Origin of the sequence: Streptomyces griseoloalbus (genome assembly GCA_014650015.1) — a bacterium.
In the GTDB taxonomy this organism is placed as follows: domain Bacteria; phylum Actinomycetota; class Actinomycetes; order Streptomycetales; family Streptomycetaceae; genus Streptomyces; species Streptomyces griseoloalbus.
Genome location: BMUD01000032.1, coordinates 32,790 through 49,934, shown reverse-complemented (window position 1 = coordinate 49,934; position 17,145 = coordinate 32,790). Strand labels below are relative to the sequence as shown.

General features: G+C 70.3%; 19 protein-coding genes. 6 read left to right on the top strand and 13 right to left on the bottom strand.

Going from position 1 to position 17,145, the window contains the following annotated elements; all coding sequences use genetic code 11:
- Positions 1-58: 58 nt before the first annotated feature.
- Entirely contained in the window at positions 59-1,321 is a 1,263-nt protein-coding gene (locus IE178_RS32400) for an AI-2E family transporter (protein ID WP_184765842.1), read from the top strand.
- Positions 1,322-1,355: 34 nt separating this feature from the next.
- Here the strand turns inward: IE178_RS32400 and IE178_RS32395 are convergent, their stop codons facing one another.
- The 4 genes from IE178_RS32395 to IE178_RS32380 are packed head-to-tail and all read right to left on the bottom strand — an operon-like array spanning position 1,356 to position 4,070.
- Positions 1,356-2,273 (bottom strand): ABC transporter permease, encoded by a 918-nt coding sequence (locus IE178_RS32395; RefSeq protein ID WP_193514727.1) that lies wholly within the window; start codon positions 2,271-2,273, stop codon positions 1,356-1,358.
- Positions 2,270-3,181: an ABC transporter ATP-binding protein gene (locus IE178_RS32390; protein WP_184765844.1), complete on the bottom strand. Its 912-nt coding sequence runs from the start codon at positions 3,179-3,181 to the stop codon at positions 2,270-2,272. Before IE178_RS32390 ends, IE178_RS32395 begins: the two co-directional genes overlap by 4 nt.
- Positions 3,178-3,561, bottom strand: a complete 384-nt coding sequence (locus IE178_RS32385) for a transcriptional regulator (protein ID WP_193514726.1) — start codon at positions 3,559-3,561, stop codon at positions 3,178-3,180. The genes IE178_RS32390 and IE178_RS32385 overlap by 4 nt, the downstream gene beginning before the upstream one ends.
- The gene (locus IE178_RS32380) at positions 3,558-4,070 is read right to left on the bottom strand and encodes a hypothetical protein (RefSeq protein WP_184765846.1); all 513 of its coding nucleotides are present in this window, start codon (positions 4,068-4,070) and stop codon (positions 3,558-3,560) included. The genes IE178_RS32385 and IE178_RS32380 overlap by 4 nt, the downstream gene beginning before the upstream one ends.
- Before the next feature lie 300 nt (positions 4,071-4,370).
- Between IE178_RS32380 and recA the strand changes: the two genes are divergently transcribed.
- Complete coding sequence (recA, locus tag IE178_RS32375) at positions 4,371-5,492, top strand: recombinase RecA (protein ID WP_193514725.1); 1,122 nt, start codon at positions 4,371-4,373, stop codon at positions 5,490-5,492.
- Between the two features lie 3 nt (positions 5,493-5,495).
- Entirely contained in the window at positions 5,496-6,308 is an 813-nt protein-coding gene (recX, locus tag IE178_RS32370) for a recombination regulator RecX (RefSeq protein WP_193514724.1), read from the top strand.
- Between the two features lie 6 nt (positions 6,309-6,314).
- Here recX and IE178_RS32365 read toward each other — a convergent pair whose 3' ends face one another.
- The 8 genes from IE178_RS32365 to IE178_RS32335 form a co-directional block, all read right to left on the bottom strand.
- Entirely contained in the window at positions 6,315-6,767 is a 453-nt protein-coding gene (locus tag IE178_RS32365; protein WP_318280373.1) for a rhodanese-like domain-containing protein, read from the bottom strand.
- A gap of 44 nt (positions 6,768-6,811) precedes the next feature.
- Positions 6,812-7,363 (bottom strand): cupin domain-containing protein, encoded by a 552-nt coding sequence (locus tag IE178_RS32360; RefSeq protein WP_193514723.1) that lies wholly within the window; start codon positions 7,361-7,363, stop codon positions 6,812-6,814.
- A gap of 101 nt (positions 7,364-7,464) precedes the next feature.
- Positions 7,465-7,512 (bottom strand): hypothetical protein, encoded by a 48-nt coding sequence (locus IE178_RS36380; protein ID WP_309506048.1) that lies wholly within the window; start codon positions 7,510-7,512, stop codon positions 7,465-7,467.
- A gap of 153 nt (positions 7,513-7,665) precedes the next feature.
- Positions 7,666-9,327 carry an FAD-dependent monooxygenase gene (locus tag IE178_RS32355; protein WP_193514722.1) on the bottom strand — a complete coding sequence of 554 codons (1,662 nt, stop codon included), beginning with the start codon at positions 9,325-9,327 and terminating at the stop codon, positions 7,666-7,668.
- Positions 9,328-9,621: 294 nt separating this feature from the next.
- A complete protein-coding gene (locus IE178_RS32350) occupies positions 9,622-10,527 on the bottom strand; it encodes an amino acid ABC transporter permease (RefSeq protein WP_193514721.1) in 906 nt (301 codons plus the stop codon).
- Positions 10,524-11,201: an amino acid ABC transporter permease gene (locus IE178_RS32345; RefSeq protein WP_193514720.1), complete on the bottom strand. Its 678-nt coding sequence runs from the start codon at positions 11,199-11,201 to the stop codon at positions 10,524-10,526. The genes IE178_RS32350 and IE178_RS32345 overlap by 4 nt, the downstream gene beginning before the upstream one ends.
- A 111-nt stretch (positions 11,202-11,312) precedes the next feature.
- Entirely contained in the window at positions 11,313-12,155 is an 843-nt protein-coding gene (locus tag IE178_RS32340) for a glutamate ABC transporter substrate-binding protein (RefSeq protein ID WP_193514719.1), read from the bottom strand.
- An 81-nt stretch (positions 12,156-12,236) separates the two neighbouring features.
- Positions 12,237-13,013: an amino acid ABC transporter ATP-binding protein gene (locus IE178_RS32335; protein WP_184765853.1), complete on the bottom strand. Its 777-nt coding sequence runs from the start codon at positions 13,011-13,013 to the stop codon at positions 12,237-12,239.
- Positions 13,014-13,298: 285 nt separating this feature from the next.
- Here IE178_RS32335 and IE178_RS32330 point away from each other — a divergent pair, with 285 nt between their 5' ends.
- Together IE178_RS32330 and IE178_RS32325 are read left to right on the top strand one after the other, a co-directional pair.
- Positions 13,299-13,985, top strand: a complete 687-nt coding sequence (locus IE178_RS32330) for a response regulator transcription factor (protein WP_184765854.1) — start codon at positions 13,299-13,301, stop codon at positions 13,983-13,985.
- Between the two features lie 9 nt (positions 13,986-13,994).
- Entirely contained in the window at positions 13,995-15,428 is a 1,434-nt protein-coding gene (locus tag IE178_RS32325) for a sensor histidine kinase (protein WP_193514718.1), read from the top strand.
- A gap of 88 nt (positions 15,429-15,516) precedes the next feature.
- Here IE178_RS32325 and IE178_RS32320 read toward each other — a convergent pair whose 3' ends face one another.
- Positions 15,517-16,512 (bottom strand): TAXI family TRAP transporter solute-binding subunit, encoded by a 996-nt coding sequence (locus IE178_RS32320; RefSeq protein WP_193514717.1) that lies wholly within the window; start codon positions 16,510-16,512, stop codon positions 15,517-15,519.
- A gap of 105 nt (positions 16,513-16,617) precedes the next feature.
- Here IE178_RS32320 and IE178_RS32315 point away from each other — a divergent pair, with 105 nt between their 5' ends.
- Positions 16,618-17,025, top strand: a complete 408-nt coding sequence (locus IE178_RS32315) for a pyrophosphohydrolase domain-containing protein (protein WP_184765857.1) — start codon at positions 16,618-16,620, stop codon at positions 17,023-17,025.
- Positions 17,026-17,145 lie beyond the last annotated feature (120 nt).

Sequence of the window (17,145 nt, the reverse complement as noted above, 5' to 3'; positions counted from 1 at the left end):
CGTCACAGAGATCGCCGGGGGGCGGACGGCCGCCGTCGGCGTGGGCGAGACTTGAGCCGTGGCAACCAATGACGAGACCGGGCAGGCAGCCCGGCATTTCACCACGCCCGGAGCGCCGCCGCCCGTCGGGCCTCCGGTGGACCCCACGGCCGGGCCGGGCGCCCGCATGCCTCGCTGGCTGCCGCGTGCCATGGTGCTCGCGCTCGCGCTGATCGCCGTGTTCCAGCTCGGCAGCTGGGCCTTCCACCAGCTCACCGGCCTGCTGATCAACGTCCTCATCGCGTTCTTCCTGGCGCTCGCCGTCGAGCCCGCGGTGAGCTGGATGGCCGCGCGCGGGGTGCGCCGGGGCCTGGGCACCTTCCTCGTCATCCTGGCCGTGCTGATCATGGCGGCGGGCTTCGTCACCTTGCTCGGGTCCATGCTGGCGGGCCAGATCATCAAGATCGTCGAGGATTTCCCGGCCTACCTCGACTCCGTGATCAGCTGGATCAACGCGCACTTCCACACCGAGTTGCGGCGGGTGGACATCCAGGAGGGCCTGCTGCGCTCCGACTGGCTGCGCAACTACGTCCAGAACAGCGCGACCGGTGTGCTCGACGTGTCCGCGCAGGTCCTCGGCGGCCTCTTCCAGGTGCTGACCGTCGGTCTGTTCTCGTTCTACTTCGCCGCCGACGGTCCGCGGTTGCGGCGAACCGTCTGCTCCCTGCTGCCGCCCGCCCGACAGGCCGAGGTGCTGCGCGCGTGGGAGATAGCCGTGAACAAGACGGGCGCCTATCTGTACTCGCGCGGACTGATGGCGTTGGTCTCCGGCCTGGCGCACTTCGTTCTGCTGGAGTTCCTCGAGGTGCCCTACGCGCCCGTCCTCGCCGTGTGGGTGGGCCTGGTGTCGCAGTTCATCCCCACCATCGGCACCTATCTCGCGGGTGCCCTGCCCATGCTGATCGCCTTCACGGTCGACCCCTGGTACGCGCTGTGGGTGCTGATCTTCGTGGTGTTCTACCAGCAGTTCGAGAATTACGTGCTGCAGCCGAAGCTGACCTCCAAGACCGTCGACATCCACCCGGCGGTCGCCTTCGGCTCGGTCGTCGCGGGCACCGCCCTGCTCGGCGCCGTCGGCGCGCTGATCGCCATCCCCGCGATCGCCACCCTCCAGGCGTTCCTCGGCGCGTATGTGAAGCGGTACGACGTCACGGACGACCCCCGTGTGCACGGCCACCAGGGCCCCGGCGGCGAGCCGGGGGTTCTCACACGCGCCCGGCGTCTGTGGGGCCGCCGACCGCGTGTGGTGCGCCCCCGGGGCGACGACCCCACAGCCTCCTGACGACCGAGCCCGGGCCGCTCGCAGACGCCTGCCTCTATGCGGGCACCGACCCGCTTCCCGCCGCCTTGCGGTGGCGCGCGGCCAGGCGGGAACCGGACTCCCGGCGGGCGGCGCGGCGCAGGAGGGGTACCGCCAGGAGGAAGCCGACGACCGCCCAGGCGGCCAGTACCAGGGCGACCATGGGCAGCTCCCAGGAGCCGGCCGGCTCGGCGGTCCGTGCGGCGTCCGGCAGCAGCGCCGAGCGCAGCCCCTGGGCCATCCACTTCAGCGGGAAGACCGCGGCCACCTGCTGGACCGGTACGGGCAGCGAGGTGATCGGGAACACCGCTCCGGAGGTCATCAGCAGCCCCATCGTGGGCAGAACGATCAGCGCCAGTGCCTCGCGCGGGTTGGGCAGCACGGCCCCGATGGCCGCGCCCAGCGGTACGACGGCGAGCAGTCCGAGCGTGGTGACCCACAGCAGCGTAAGCCAGTCGCCGCCTCCGCGCGGCAGCGGACCGTCCACCAGCAGCGCCGCGGCTCCCAGCAGCAGGGCCAGGGTGCCGACCGCCACGACGACCAGCAGCAGGCACTTGGCCACGAGATAGGCCGGTATCCCGCCGGGTGTGGCGCGCAGCCGCAGCAGAACACCCTCCTCCCGCTCCGTCACGAGCATCTGCGGGAGGTTGATGAGACCGATCTGGAACAGCAGATAGGCGGCGAAGCCCGCAAGCGCCAGATGGCCCATCGGGGTTTGGGTGCCGGGCACGTCGTCGCTGATGTAGGCGGCGACCAGCAGTGCGACGACCACATTGGTCAGATGGCCGGACATCTCCTTGGGATTGCGCAGGAGGTGCCGCAGCTCGATGCCGCCGCGCAGGAGGCCTGCCCGCCAGGAGGACCGGGTGGGGCGGCGCGGCGTGCGTGTCCTGCCCGTCGCGTCCGCTTCGTTCGTCACGTGTGTGCCTTTCATGCGGTCCGTGCCTCCCCGCCCACGTCCCCGTCGGCGTCGTCGTCCTCCTGGTGCACCATGTGCAGATAGGTGTCCTCGAGCGTCGGGCGGCGGACCTCCAGGCCGGGGATCGGGCCGTCGGCGTCCCGATGGAGTTCCCAGACCAGCCGTGAGGGGTCCCCGGTGCGTTCGCGGCGGGGCGTCCCGTCGTCGGCCGTCCAGCGGACCTCGGCCCGTGCGGCGGCCCGCCGGGCCAGTTCCGACGGGGTGCCGCAGGCCCGGATCCGGCCGCTGACCAGCATGGCGATCCGGTCGGCGAGCCGCTCGGCCTCCGCCAGGTCGTGCGTCGTGAGCAGGACGGTGACGCCTTCGTCGCGGGCCAGCCGTTCGACGAGGACGTGGAACTCGCGCCGCGCCTCCGGGTCGAAGCCGGTGGTCGGCTCGTCCAGGAAGAGCAGCTCGGGGCGGCCGACGATGCCGAGCGCGACGTCCAACCGCCGGCGCCGGCCGCCGGACAGCCGGTCCACCTGCTGGTCGGCCTGGTCGGTCAGACCCGTCAGGGCCAGTAGTTCGGCCGGGTCGCGCGGGTCGGGGTAGTACGTCGCGAAGTGCGCCAGGAGCTCGGCGACCCGCCAGCGGCCGTGGTCGCGCCAGGACTGCAGGACCAGTCCGATGCGGCCGCGCCAGGCATCGTCGCCTCGCTGCGGGTCCGCACCGAGGACGCGGACCTCCCCGGCGGAGCGCTGCCGGAAGCCCTCCAGGATCTCCACGGTGGTGGTCTTCCCGGCGCCGTTGGGCCCGAGCAGTGCGAAGATCTCGCCCCGGTGGATGTCCAGGTCGATGCCGTGGAGGACATCGACATCGCCGTACGTCATCGTCAGACCGCGTGCGTGGACGACGGATCGGTCGGTGGAGACGGCCGGCGTCATCGTCCTGCCTCCGCGTGCCGTTGTGCCACCCCGGTTGAGGGGGCCGCGGAGACGTCGCCGGCCGCCGGGAGTCCTTCCGCCCTGGGCACGGCGCCCTCGACGATCGCCCGGAGCGCCGCCACATGCCCCTCGAAGGCGGTGCGGCCCCGGTCCGTCAGCCGTACCCTCGTGCGCCGCTTGCGGCCGCCGCCCTCCTTGCGGATGTCGAGGTATCCGGCCTCTTCCAGGGTGTGCAGCTGTTTGGAGAGCGCGGAGTCGCTGAGCGAGAGGCTGTCGCGGATGAAGGCGAAGTCCGCCCATTCGGTGGTGGCGAGCAGCGAGACCACCGACAGCCGGGTGGCGGGATGGATCAACTCGTCGAAGCCGCTGGGAGTGCTCATCGGCCCGCGCCCCCGCGGGTCGCCCGTTCGCCGTGACCACGCAACGAGCCGGTTGCCCAGCGGGTGGCGGGCCCGATGAACAGCAGGAAAGCGGCCGTCGTGATCGTCGCCCGGATCAGACCGGCGACCGTCGGCTCCAGTGACTCCACCAAGCGGCCGGACAGCAGGGTCGTCCCGCCGGTCACCACTGCGCCCGCGACGAACGTGGCGGACATCCGCCAGTTGTAGCGGGAGTGGTGCAGGCGCACCCGGCTCCTTCGGCTGTAGATCACGGCCAGCACGCTCAGCAGCGCGACATATGCGGCGACGGCCAGCCAGACACCCCACCGGGGCAGGTCCAGGCCCGTGCAGGCCAGGAAGGCCCACATGGTCGCGGCCGTGGTGTAGGTCGCGCCGGGGCCGCCGGATGCGCACCGCTCGATCTCGTCGTACACCCGTTCCTGCGGTACCCGGATGCGCTGCAGATCCTTCCAGGCCTGTTCGGCATCCACTGGTGTGCTCACGGCCATCGCCTCCCCGTGACGACTGCGGGACAGTTCACTTTCCTGACGGGAAAGTTACCGCTTGGCTTTCCTGTAAGGCAAGTCGGGGCTCCTTCGCGGGTGGGCGCGGTGCGGCTTGACACAAAAATCGAACATCCATTCTTATGGAAGGGCCGGTGAGGCTCAACGACGGGTGCTCTGCCCCGGTTTGGGTAGGAAAGTATCCGCGTTATCCACAGGCCGGACGTGCGTCGGGGCGCGTTGTCAGTGGCAGGCGTTAGCGTCTTTGACGTGAAACGATCGACTCAAGCAAATCGGGTGGAACCCATGGCAGGAACCGACCGCGAGAAGGCGCTCGACGCCGCGCTCGCACAGATTGAACGGCAATTCGGCAAGGGCGCGGTCATGCGCATGGGCGACCGGTCGAAGGAGCCCATCGAGGTCATCCCGACCGGGTCGACCGCGCTCGACGTGGCCCTCGGCGTCGGCGGCCTGCCCCGCGGCCGCGTCATCGAGGTCTACGGCCCCGAGTCCTCCGGCAAGACGACCCTGACCCTGCACGCGGTGGCCAACGCGCAGAAGGCCGGCGGCCAGGTCGCGTTCGTGGACGCGGAGCACGCTCTCGACCCCGAGTACGCGCAGAAGCTCGGCGTCGACATCGACAACCTGATCCTGTCCCAGCCGGACAACGGCGAGCAGGCCCTGGAGATCGTGGACATGCTGGTCCGCTCCGGTGCCCTCGACCTCATCGTCATCGACTCCGTCGCCGCGCTCGTCCCGCGCGCGGAGATCGAGGGCGAGATGGGTGACAGTCACGTCGGTCTGCAGGCCCGCCTGATGAGCCAGGCCCTACGGAAGATCACCAGCGCGCTCAACCAGTCCAAGACCACCGCGATCTTCATCAACCAGCTGCGCGAGAAGATCGGCGTGATGTTCGGCTCCCCGGAGACCACGACCGGTGGCCGCGCGCTGAAGTTCTACGCCTCGGTGCGACTCGACATCCGACGCATCGAGACGCTGAAGGACGGCACCGACGCGGTCGGCAACCGCACCCGTGTCAAGGTCGTCAAGAACAAGGTCGCGCCCCCCTTCAAGCAGGCCGAGTTCGACATCCTCTACGGCCAGGGCATCAGCCGCGAGGGCGGCCTGATCGACATGGGTGTGGAGCACGGCTTCGTCCGCAAGGCGGGCGCCTGGTACACGTACGAGGGCGACCAGCTCGGCCAGGGCAAGGAGAATGCCCGCAACTTCCTGAAGGACAACCCCGACCTCGCCAACGAGATCGAGAGGAAGATCAAGGAGAAGCTGGGCGTCGGCGTGCGGCCCGAGGAGCCGGCCGCCGAACCGGCTGCGGACGCGGCGGGCACCACCGCCCCGGCCGAGGCGGCCGCGGTGCCGGCCCCGGCGGCCAAGGCCACCAAGTCCAAGGCCGCGGCGACCAAGAGCTGACCCGTGACCCGACGAACCGACTGGGCCGAGTACGAGTTCGCCGCCTTCGGTGTCCCACGGGGGAGGGACACCGAAGGCGACGAGGGCTCAGCCGTGGGCGGTGACACGGCGTACGACAACAGCACCGACGCGAGCGGTCCCCGGGACGCGGACTCCGGCAGCGGCCGGCGGCGTTCCGGGGGCGCACGGGCGGGCGGCTCGCGTGACGGCGGGTCGCCCGGTGGACGCGGGCGCAGGCGCCGGGGCTTCGGCGAGGCGGCCGCGGCGGACGGGGGTGCCTCTTCCTTGTCGAGGGCTGAGCAGGAGGAGCCTCCGGGGGACCCGGTCGAGCGGGCGCGGGCGATCTGTCTGCGCCTGCTCACCGGGACTCCGCGCACCCGCAAACAGCTCGCCGACGCCCTTCGCAAGCGGGAGATCCCGGACGAGGCCGCCGAGGAAGTGCTGTCCCGGTTCGAGGAGGTCGGACTGATCAACGACAGCGCCTTCGCGGACGCCTGGGTGGAGTCCCGGCACCACGGTCGGGGACTCGCACGGCGTGCGCTCGCCCAGGAGCTGCGCACCAAGGGCGTCGACCCCACGCTGATCGACGCGGCCGTCTCCCAGCTCGACTCCGAGCAGGAGGAGACGACCGCGCGCGAACTGGTCGCCCGCAAACTGCGTGCCACCCGCGGACTCGACCGCGACAAGCGGATCCGCCGCCTCGCGGGCATGCTCGCCCGCAAGGGCTACCCCGAGGGCCTGGCCCTCCGCGTGGTCCGACAGGCGCTGGAGGAAGAGGGCGAGGACACGGAGTTCCTCGGCGACGGGGGATTCTGAGTAGCTCTACCCAGAGCCAGACCCAGCCCCAGAGCCAGAGCTAGACCCAGAGACAGGCACCACCGGCAGCCCCGCCGCCCGCCAGGCCTGGAAACCGTCCACCAGATCGGTGGCCCGGTGCAGCCCCAGCCGGTGGAGGGACTCCGCCGCCAGGCTGGAGGCATAGCCCTCGTTGCAGATCACGACGACGCGCAGGTCATGGCCCGTGGCCTCGGGGAGGCGATGGCTTCCTTGCGGGTCCAGGCGCCACTCCAGCTCGTTGCGCTCGACCACGAGGGCGCCGGGGATGAGTCCGTCCCGTTCACGCAGCGCGGCGTAGCGGATGTCCACCAGCAGGGCCTCGCCGGCGCGGGCGGCCTCGTGCGCGTCCCCGGGTCCGATGCGCTCGTACCCCGCGCGCACCCGCTCCAGCAGCGCGTCGATCCCCATGGCTTCGACTCCCACGTTGTCCGTGCCCATGGCTTCGGTGTCCACGGCACCGGCGGCCCGTTCGTACGTCCCGCTCACTGCCAGTCCTCCGGGCGCTCGACCTGCTCCAGCCGGAGGATTCCGCCGCTGCGGCTGTAGCGGCGGATCCGCGGCAACGGCGGATAGTAGGCGTGCACGGAGATCGCGTGCCGGTCCGGGGACTCGTTGAGCACCTCGTGGACGTGATGCCGCCCGAAGGACCGGCCCTGCCCGGCCGGCAGCCGGCGTTCCCGGTCCACGCCGTCGGTGAGTTCCAGGGTCTTCCAGCCGTCGGTGGGCAGCCGCGCGGCGAGCGAGTGCTCCTTCAGCTCGCCGGACGCGGTCATGAAGGCACCGACGGAGTCGGCGTGGTCGTGCCAGCCGGTGCCGGTGCCCGGCGGCCAGCCGATCAGCCAGGCCTCGCTGCCACCGGGTCCGTCGAGCCGCACCCAGGTGCGTCCCTCCGGGTCGAGCGGGAGCGCGGCGATCAACTGCGCGTCGCCAGCGGTACGCCGGACGAAGTCCAGGAGATCCGCCTGAGTGGGTGCGGAAACGGCGGCCGGGACCGGAGAGGCGGAAGAAGAAACAGAAGAAGGGGAGACAGACACGTACACCGTCCTGAAGAAGGAATTCGCTCAGGCGCGCGGCATCGGCATACGCGGCGGACGAGGCTGCTGCGAGCGGCGCGCGAGAAGGAGGGAGAGGCGCATCAACAGGACGGGCGACACACGCAGCCCGCATAGCGGACGAGGTCCATATGGACCCTCCGCCACAGGTGCACGCAGGTGTCGGTCACAAAGCGGAGTACACCACGAGGCCGCACCCCGATTCAACTCACCGTCACCATGCGGACCACAGGGTGACCACGACCGGCCGGACCGGGACGCGAACCCGCCCACGCCCCGCTCCGTCACCGAGACCCCGCCCGGGCATCGGCCCTGGCACCCGCCCTGGTCCCGTCCCCGGCACTCTCCCCGGACCCGTCTTCGGCGCCCGCTCCCGCCGTCGGAGTACCGCCGACCACCGCTTCCGCCGCCGCGTACAGATCCGCCGGGCGCACCCCGCTCAGCGCCGTGACCAGGTGACCGTCGGGGCGTACCAGCAGCACCGTGTGGGCCGCCGCCCCCGGATAGCTCTCCGCGACCAACAGCTCGGCCGGGTGCGGCAACGCCGAGACCGCCGCCGCCAGCCGGGGCATGATCCCCGCGGACACCCAGTGCCTGCGCTCCCACACCCCCGTACCCGGCGCGATCAGCACCACCAGCAGCGCACCTCGGCCCAGCCTGCTGCGCAGCCGGACGAACGTCCCGTCCTCCGCCGTGACGCGCACATCCGTCACCGCCGACCCGGGAACCGTCCCGACGGCCACTTCGCCCTCGAGGCGGCCGGGCGCGAGCGGCGAGTCGGCGTAGGTCCCCGGCGCACCCAGCGCGCCCCGCCCCAGATGACCGTCCATCAGCAGCACATCGTGCCCACGCGCAGAGCCGGGGACATAGGAACGCAGCCCTCCGCCGCCCCGCACCAGCGGCAGTGCCTGGTCGGCGGCGCGCAGCCGGGAGGCGACGATCGCGCGGCGCTCGGTCTGGTAGCTGTCCAGCAGCGCGTCGTGCGGACCGTGATGCCAGGCCAGCGCCAGCTTCCAGGCGAGGTTGTCGACGTCACGCAGCCCCTCGTCCAGGCCGTGCGTGCCCAGCGCACCCAGCAGATGGGCGGCGTCCCCGGCGAGGAACACCCGGTCCGCCCGCCAGCGCCGGGCCAGCCGGTGGTGAACGGTGTGGACCCCGGTGTCCAGAAGTTCGTACGGCGGGGTCGGACCGTCGGTCCAGCCCGCCAGCGTCTCCCGGACCCGGGTCAGCAGCAGCTCGGGGGTGACCAGCTCCTTGCCCGGCGGCAGCAGCCAGTCCAGGCGCCACACCCCGTCGGGCAGCGGCCGGGCGGTGATCTCACCGGCCGAGGGCCCGGACGTACGCCACGGCGGTACCCGGTGCAGCAGCGCCTCGTCGTGCCAGGGGAGTTCCGTGCGCAGCGCGGCCACGGCGTGACGTTCCACCGCCGTGCGGCCGGGGAAGCGGATGTCCTGGAGCTTGCGCACGGTCGAGCGCGGACCGTCGCAGCCGACCAGGTAACTGCCGCGCCACCAGGTGCCGGTAGCGCCGCGGGTATGGGCGGTGACGCCCGAGGGCTCCTGCTCTATGGTGTCCAGCCTGCTGTCCACGGCGATCCTGACGAGCCGTTCGCCGGCGAGGGCGGTACGCAGGGCGCCCGTCAGCACGTGCTGGGCGATGTGCAGGGGAGCGGGCTCCGAGTCGCCGAAGGGGATCTCACACATCACCTGCTTGCGCCGCATCGACCGCCATCCGGCCCAACGGACACCGGCGTGTGCGAGCCGCACGCCGGTCAGCCGCTCCATGAGCGCGGCGGTGTCCTCGCGCAGTACGACGGTGCGGGCCGGACGGGCTTCGTCCTTGCCCGGCCCTTCGTCGAGGACCACGCACGGCACCTCCTGACGTGCCAGCGCCAGTGCGAGCGCCAGCCCGACGGGGCCGGCTCCGACGATGATCACCGGGTCCACGGCGCGGCGCCCCCTGCTCGAAGTGACGTCCGAAGGGACGGAGCGGAACAGGACGATGGAGCAGGGTGCACGATCACAGAACGTATGCAACCTATTGCCGGTGCTTGCGTCAAGTGACCGAAGGTCAGTGGCGATCATGACATGGGCCGGGGGCCCGTCACACCACTTGACGGTTCATCACACGAGTCCGGGGCGTATCGCTCCTCCGCACCGCTGAGGGCGGCCGGCAACTCGACATGACTGTGGCCCGCCGGGGAACGGCGGGCCACAGTCATGTCGTACGGCGGACGTGCGTCAGAGGACGCCGCCACCGGTCTTGCGCGTACCACCGACCTCGGCCGCGTTGAGGTCGTCGACCTCTTCGGCGCCGAGCACCGCACCCGTGCTGCGCTTGCTGCGGCGCAGGCGACCCTCGAGCCAGGAGGCGAACGAGGTGACGATGAAGTTCAGCACGATGAAGATGATCGCCACCACGATGAAGCTGGGGATGACGTTGGCGTAGTTGGCCGCCAGCGTGCCGCGCGAGTTCAACAGCTCGGTGAAGCCGAGCATCACGCCGCCCAGCGCGGTGTCCTTCACGATGACGACCAGCTGGCTGACGATCGCCGGGAGCATCACCGTGACCGCCTGCGGCAGCAGGATGCTGCTCATCGTCTGGCTCTTGCGCAGACCGATCGCCTGGGCCGCCTCACTCTGGCCCTTGGGCAGGGCGAGAATGCCGGCCCGGACCACCTCGGCGAGGACCGAGGCGTTGTAGAGGACCAGGCCGGTGACGACCGCGTACAGCGGTCGGTCCGCACTGCTGACATCGGTGGAACGGGCGAAGAACTCGTTGGCGAACAGCATCAGAAGCAGCACCGGGATGGCCCGGAAGAACTCGACCACCACGGCGGCGGGGATGCGTACCCACCGATGGTCGGACATCCGGGCGATGCCGAGGATCGCCCCCAGCGGCAGAGCGATGACCATGGCCAGCGCCGCGGCCTTCAGCGTGTCGGCGAGGCCGGGCAGCAGATAGGTCGTCCACGCCTCGGACGTGGTGAAGGGCTTCCACAGGGACCACTCCAGCTGGCCCTTGTCGTCCATCACCTGCCAGACCCACCACAGCAGCAGGGCGAGCAGGACGAAGAAGACCACCGAGAAGATCAGGTTGCGCCGCTTGGCCTTCGGGCCGGGGGCGTCGTAGAGAACAGAAGTCATCGCTTCACCGCCAGGCGCTTGCTCAGCCAGTTGAGGATCAGGCCGGTGGGCAGGGTCAGTACCACGAACCCGAAGGCGAACACCGCGCCGATGAGCAGCGTCTGTGCCTCGTTCTCGATCATTTCCTTCATCAGAAGCGCGGCCTCCGCCACACCGATGGTGGCCGCCACGGTGGTGTTCTTTGTCAGTGCGATCAGCACGTTGGCCAGTGGTCCGATGACCGAGCGGAATGCCTGCGGCAGCACGACGAGCCGCAGCACCTGGTTGAAGCTCAGTCCGAGGGCCCGTGCCGCCTCGGCCTGTCCGACGGGCACCGTGTTGATGCCGGAGCGGATCGCCTCGCACACGAAGGCCGCGGTGTAGGCGACGAGGCCGAGCACTGCCAGTCGGAAGTACTTGAGCTCGAAGTCGTCCGGCGCGCCCATCGCCACGCCGAAGATGTCGGCGAGACCGAGCGACGTGAAGACGATGATGACGGTCAGAGGAATGTTCCGGACGATGTTCACGTAGGCGGTGCCGAAACCACGCATCAGCGGCACCGGGCTGACTCGCATGGCCGCCAGCAGGGTGCCCCAGATCAGGGATCCGATGGCCGAGAAGACGGTGAGCTGCACCGTGACCCAGAAAGCGCCCAGCAGGGACGGGTCATCATAATCAGAAATAAAGTCGAACACGATCTCCCGCGCTTCCGGGTGTGTGGTCTACGTGGCGGACGCGGCGCGCCGCCGTCCTGATCGCGACGGACGGCGGCACGCCGTTCGAGAACCCGCGTTGCGGTCCTGGGCTTACTTGACGATGTTGCCGATCTGCGGAGCCGGCTCGTTCTTGTACTCGGCCGGACCGAAGTTCGCCTCGACCGCCTTGTCCCAGGACTTGTCGCTGACCATCTTCTCCAGGGCGTCGTTGATCTTGTTCACGGTCTCGGTGTCGCCCTTCTTGACACCGATGCCGTAGTTTTCGTTGCTCAGCTTCAGACCGGCCAGCTTGAACTTGCCCTTGTACTGGTCCTGCGCGGCGTAGCCGGCGAGGATCGAGTCATCCGTGGTCAGTGCGTCCACGGCGCCGCTCTGTAGGGCGGAGAGGCACTCCGAGTAGCCGCCGCGCTCAGTCAGCTGGGCGTCCGGAGCGAAGTCCTTCTTGACGTTCTGCGCCGACGTGGAGCCGACGACCGAGCACAGCTTCTTGTCGTTCAGGTCCGTGGCCTTGGTGATGTCCGCGTCCTTCTTCACCAACAGGTCCTGGTGGGCCAGCAGGTACGGGCCGGCGAAGTCGACCTTCTCCTTGCGCTCATCGGTGATCGAGTACGTGGCCGCGATGAACTTCACGTCGCCGCGCTCGAGAGCGTTCTCGCGGTCGGCGCTCTTGGTCTCGACCCACTCGATCTGGTTGGGCTCGTAGCCGAGCTCCTTGGCGACGTAGGTCGCGACGTCCACGTCGAAGCCGGCGAAGGTACCGCCCGGCTCCTTCAGGCCCAGACCGGGCTGGTCGTACTTGATGCCGATCTTGATCTTGTCGCCACCACCGGAGGACGACCCGCTGTTGTCGCTGTCGTCACCACCACAAGCGGTGGCGGTCAGGGCAAGAGCGAACACGGCGGCCGAGGCGGCGGTGACCTTGCGGAGCTTCATGGTGCACATCCTTTGACTGGTGAAGTGATGCGGCCGGGTCGGTGTCCGGTGACGCAAGTCGTCAAGGCGCGAGCTGCGCCGTCAGTGGTGCAGGATCTTCGACAGGAAGTCCTTGGCGCGGTCGCTGCGCGGATTGCTGAAGAACTGATCCGGCGAAGCCTCTTCGACGATGCGACCGTCCGCCATGAACACCACGCGATTCGCCGCCGAACGGGCGAATCCCATCTCGTGGGTGACGACGATCATCGTCATGCCGTCGCGGGCGAGCTGCTGCATGACCTCCAGAACCTCGTTGATCATCTCCGGGTCGAGAGCCGACGTGGGCTCGTCGAAGAGCATGACCTTGGGTTCCATCGCCAGGGCCCGCGCGATGGCGACGCGCTGCTGCTGGCCACCGGAGAGCTGCGCGGGGTACTTCTCCGCCTGCGCGCCCACGCCGACCCGGTCGAGCAGGGCACGGGCCCGCTCCTCGGCTGCCTTCTTGTCCTTCTTGCGGACCTTGATCTGGCCCAGCATGACGTTCTCCAGCACAGTCTTGTGCGCGAAGAGGTTGAAGGACTGGAAGACCATCCCCACGTCGGCCCGCAGGCGGGCGAGTGCCTTGCCCTCGTGGGGGAGGGGCTTGCCGTCGATGGTGATCGACCCGGAGTCGGTCGTCTCCAGACGGTTGATGGTGCGGCACAGGGTGGACTTCCCGGACCCGGAAGGTCCGATGACGACGACGACTTCGCCGCGGGCGATCGTCAGGTCGATGTCCTGGAGTACGTGCAACGCGCCGAAATGCTTGTTGACGCTCTTCAGGACGACCAGCTCGCCGGTCGCGGCCACACTGTCCTTGGCCGCCGATACTTCGGTCATCGCTCTCAGGCTCCGTCCTCCTCGGTTTCGGAGGACAGTAGTAATCCTTCAGACCTGCGTCATTACATCTGAGGTGAATCTGAGCATCACGATCCGATAGCAATCGGACACCTGTCGTAGCACTTGTCAGCAGCGCTCATATCGGCCGGGTAACGGTACGCAACAGCAACCGGAACACCCTTGACGCCGACCTCGTCCGTCGGACTCACTGCAAGGTGCACGCGCGCGTGCACGCTTTTTTGTACACATGGAGAGCGTACGGCTGATGAACCGAAGGGGGCCCTCGTGCGACTGCTTCTCGTCGAGGACGACAACCACGTCGCCGCCGCCCTGTCGGCGATTCTGGCGCGGCACGGGTTCGACGTCACCCATGCGCGCAGCGGCGAGGAGGCCCTTCAGGCGCTGGTCCCCGAGGGCAACGGCTTCGGCGTCGTCCTGCTCGACCTGGGGCTGCCCGACCAGGACGGCTATGAGGTCTGCGGCAAGATCCGCAAGCGCACCAGCACACCGGTGATCATGGTCACCGCGCGGTCCGACGTGCGCTCCCGCATCCACGGCCTCAACCTGGGCGCCGACGACTACGTGGTCAAGCCGTACGACACGGGGGAGCTCCTCGCGCGGATCCACGCCGTCAGCCGCCGCACCGTCCACGAGGAGGCGACCGGCGGCACGGAGACCGAGCTGCGCCTCGGCGCGGTCCGTATCGAGCTGCCCACCCGCCAGGTCAGCGTGAACGGTTCGGTGGTCCAACTGACCCGCAAGGAGTTCGATCTGCTCGCCCTGCTCGCCCAGCGGCCGGGGGTCGTCTTCCGCCGCGAACAGATCATCAGCGAGGTGTGGCGTACCAGCTGGGAGGGGACCGGGCGCACCCTGGAGGTGCATGTCGCCTCCCTGCGCGCCAAGCTGCGCATGCCCGCCCTCATCGAGACCGTGCGAGGCGTCGGCTACCGGCTCGTCGCGCCCGCGGCGTAGCGGGGCCGGGTGCACACTCGTCTGCTTCCGCTGCTCATCGTCCTCATGGCGGCCGTGCTGCTCGCGCTGGGCGTTCCGCTGGCCGTGAGTCTGGCCGGTGCGCAGCAACAGAAGGTCGTCGTCGACAGGATCGACGACACGGCACGCTTCGCGGCCCTCGCCCAGTTCGTCACCGAGCCCGCCGACCCGGCCGGCGGGGACATCAACGAGCGCCGTCTGACGCTGCGCAGCGAGCTCCGCAGCTATCACGAGGTCTACGGCATCCGCGCGGGGGTCTTCTACCGCAACGACTCGCCCATGGCGCATGCCCCGGACGACTGGTTCCTGCCCCGCGCGGGCGAGGTGCGCGACGCCTTCGAGGAGGCGCTGCTCAGCCGCCGCAGCCATGACCCCGAACAGGTGTGGCCCTGGCAGCGGCACAGCCTCGTGGTGGCCTCGCCGGTCATCCGGGACGGCGACGTCGTCGCGGTGGTGGTCACCGACTCGCCCACCGGGCAGATGCGCTCCCGCATCCTGCAGGGCTGGCTGGTCATCGCCGCGGGCGAGGCGGCCGCGATGCTGCTGGCCGTCGGCGCGGCCCTGCGGCTGACCGGCTGGGTGCTCAAACCCGTACGGATCCTGGACGCCACCACCCACGACATCGCCACCGGGCGGCTGAAGTCCAGGGTCGCGGCGGCCGGCGGACCGCCGGAACTCAGGCGGCTCGCCCGCTCGTTCAACGAGATGGCCGACAACGTGGAGGACGTCCTGGAGCAGCAGCGCGCCTTCGTCGCCGACGCCTCCCACCAGTTGCGCAACCCGCTCTCGGCGCTGCTGCTGCGCATCGAACTGCTCGCCCTGGAGCTGCCCGAGGACAACGAGGAGATCGCCTCCGTCAGGGCCGAGGGCAAGCGCCTGGCGCAGGTCCTGGACGACCTGCTCGACCTGGCGCTCGCCGAGCACAGCGAGGCCAGCCTCCAGGTCGCCGACGTCGGCGCCCTGGCCGCCGAGCGCGTCGCGGCCTGGGCGCCCACCGCCGAGGCCAAGGGCGTCCGCCTGACCGGGAACTGTCCGCCGACCACGGCGTGGGCCGACCCGGTCGCGCTGTCCAGCGCCCTGGACGCGGTCATCGACAACGCGGTGAAGTTCACGCCGGCGGACGAGACCGTCGAGGTCACCGTCACCTCCAACGGGGACACCTCCACGGTCGTCGTCACCGACAACGGTCCGGGCCTGACCGACGAGGAGCTGACCCGCGTCGGTGACCGCTTCTGGCGCAGCGGCCGGCACCAGAACATCAGGGGCTCGGGCCTCGGCCTGTCCATCTCCCGGGCCCTGCTCGCGTCGGGCGGCGGCTCGATCGCGTACGAACGCCACGAGCCGCACGGACTGAGGGTGACCGTGACGGTGCCGAGGAACGCTCCCACGGGTGAGTCGACGGCGCAGGGCCTCACGGACCGGTAGTACGGCTCCAGGCTTCACGACCGGTGGTAGGGCTCAGGGCTTCACGGACCGGTGGTACGGCTCCAGGCTTCACGACCGGTGGTACGGCTCAGGGCTTCACGGACCGGTAGTAGCGGCGGGCGCCCTCGTGCAGCCGGAGCGGGTCCGTGTAGATCGCGGTGCGTACGTCGACCAGCTGGGCGGAGTGGACGTGCGCCCCGATGCCGTCCCGGCTCTTGAGCACGATGCGGGTCAGCCACTCGGTGAGCCGGGGATCGGCGTCCGCCCGGGTGATGAGGAGGTTGGACACCGCCATCGTCGGGACCGCCGAGCCGAGCTGACTGCCCGGGTACGCCGACTCCGGCATGTTGGTGGCGCGGTAGTAGCGCGTGGCGCTGCCCTGCTCGTGCAGCTCGGCGACGAGGCCGGCGTCGATCGGCACGAACCGCAGCGCGGACTTCTCGGCGAGCGTCTTCAGACCGTCCGTGGGCAGCCCGCCCGACCAGAAGAACGCGTCGAGACCGTGTCCCAGCCGGTCCGGCCCCGCGTCGATGCCGTCCGAGGAGGGCCGGATGTCCGTCTCCGGGTCAATGCCCGCCGTCGCGAGCACCTGGTTGGCGATGAGCCGGACCCCGGACTTGGGCGGCCCTATGGCGACCCGCTTGCCCCGCAGGTCCGCGACGGAGCGGATACCGGAGTCGGGCGCGACCACGAGCTGCACGTAGTCGTCGTACAGGCGCGCCACTCCGCGCAGCCGGTCCGCGCCCGGCCGGCCGGCCAGCTTGTACGTCTCCACCGCGTCCGCCGCGGCGATGGCGAAGTCGGCCTGCCCGGTCGCCACGCGGCGCACGTTCTCCTGCGAGCCGTCACTCGTCGTCAGCCGTACCTCGAGGTCGGGCATGTGCTTGCCGAGCGCGCTGCGCAGGAGCTCGCCGTACTTCTGGTAGACGCCCGCCCGGGTGCCCGTGCTCAGCGTGATCGTGCCGCCGGGCGGCTCCTCGCTCCAGGGCGCCAGCCACCACAGCAGCAGTCCGAGCGCCACGAAACCGGCGGTCGCGCCCCGCAGGGCCCGCCGCCTGCCGATCCGGGACAGCGCGTTGGACATGCGCGCGATCCTGCCAGCCCGTCTGCCCGCTGACCAGGGCGGGGCTCACAGGCCCCGCGCGGGCGGGGCCCAGGGAGTGTCCGAGGCGGCCGTTACAGTCGCGGCATGAGTTCCTCGCCCGCCGATCTGGTCCGTGCCTTCCACCGTGCCTTCGGGCTGGACGCCCGCGACATACCGTCCGAGGTCTCGCCGGAGCTGGCCGCCCACCGCGGCGAACTGCTCGCCGAGGAGGCCCGGGAGGTCGCCGAGGTGTCCGTGACGGGCCCGCTCGACCGGCTCGCGCACGAACTGGCCGACGTCGTCTACGTCGCGTACGGCACGGCGCTGGTCCACGGCATCGACCTCGACGCGGTGATCGCCGAGATCCACCGCTCCAACATGACCAAGCTGGGCCCCGACGGCCAGGTCAGCCGCCGCCCCGACGGCAAGGTCCTCAAGGGCGACCACTACGAGGCCCCGGACGTGTCGGCGGTGCTGCGGCAACAGGGATGGGTGCCGCGCGGGGAGTCCTGAGCGGGCACGCCCGCCGGGGTACCGCACACCGCGCGGTCGTCGGTCGAGCGCCGGCCGCGGCCGGTCCGGCGGGCGAGAGCGTGCGGACCGTGGCGGGTCCGGGCCGCGCCGTCGTGCTCC

Bases quoted from the DNA above. Each gene is read 5' to 3' on its own strand.
- IE178_RS32395 (WP_193514727.1), bottom strand. From the start codon at position 2,273: ATGAAAGGCACACACGTGACGAACGAAGCGGACGCGACGGGCAGGACA.
- IE178_RS32390 (WP_184765844.1), bottom strand. From the start codon at position 3,181: ATGACGCCGGCCGTCTCCACCGACCGATCCGTCGTCCACGCACGCGGT.
- IE178_RS32385 (WP_193514726.1), bottom strand. From the start codon at position 3,561: ATGAGCACTCCCAGCGGCTTCGACGAGTTGATCCATCCCGCCACCCGG.
- IE178_RS32380 (WP_184765846.1), bottom strand. From the start codon at position 4,070: ATGGCCGTGAGCACACCAGTGGATGCCGAACAGGCCTGGAAGGATCTG.
- recA (WP_193514725.1), top strand. From the start codon at position 4,371: ATGGCAGGAACCGACCGCGAGAAGGCGCTCGACGCCGCGCTCGCACAG.
- IE178_RS32365 (WP_318280373.1), bottom strand. From the start codon at position 6,767: ATGGGCACGGACAACGTGGGAGTCGAAGCCATGGGGATCGACGCGCTG.
- IE178_RS32350 (WP_193514721.1), bottom strand. From the start codon at position 10,527: ATGACTTCTGTTCTCTACGACGCCCCCGGCCCGAAGGCCAAGCGGCGC.
- IE178_RS32340 (WP_193514719.1), bottom strand. From the start codon at position 12,155: ATGAAGCTCCGCAAGGTCACCGCCGCCTCGGCCGCCGTGTTCGCTCTT.
- IE178_RS32335 (WP_184765853.1), bottom strand. From the start codon at position 13,013: ATGACCGAAGTATCGGCGGCCAAGGACAGTGTGGCCGCGACCGGCGAG.
- IE178_RS32320 (WP_193514717.1), bottom strand. From the start codon at position 16,512: ATGTCCAACGCGCTGTCCCGGATCGGCAGGCGGCGGGCCCTGCGGGGC.
- IE178_RS32315 (WP_184765857.1), top strand. From the start codon at position 16,618: ATGAGTTCCTCGCCCGCCGATCTGGTCCGTGCCTTCCACCGTGCCTTC.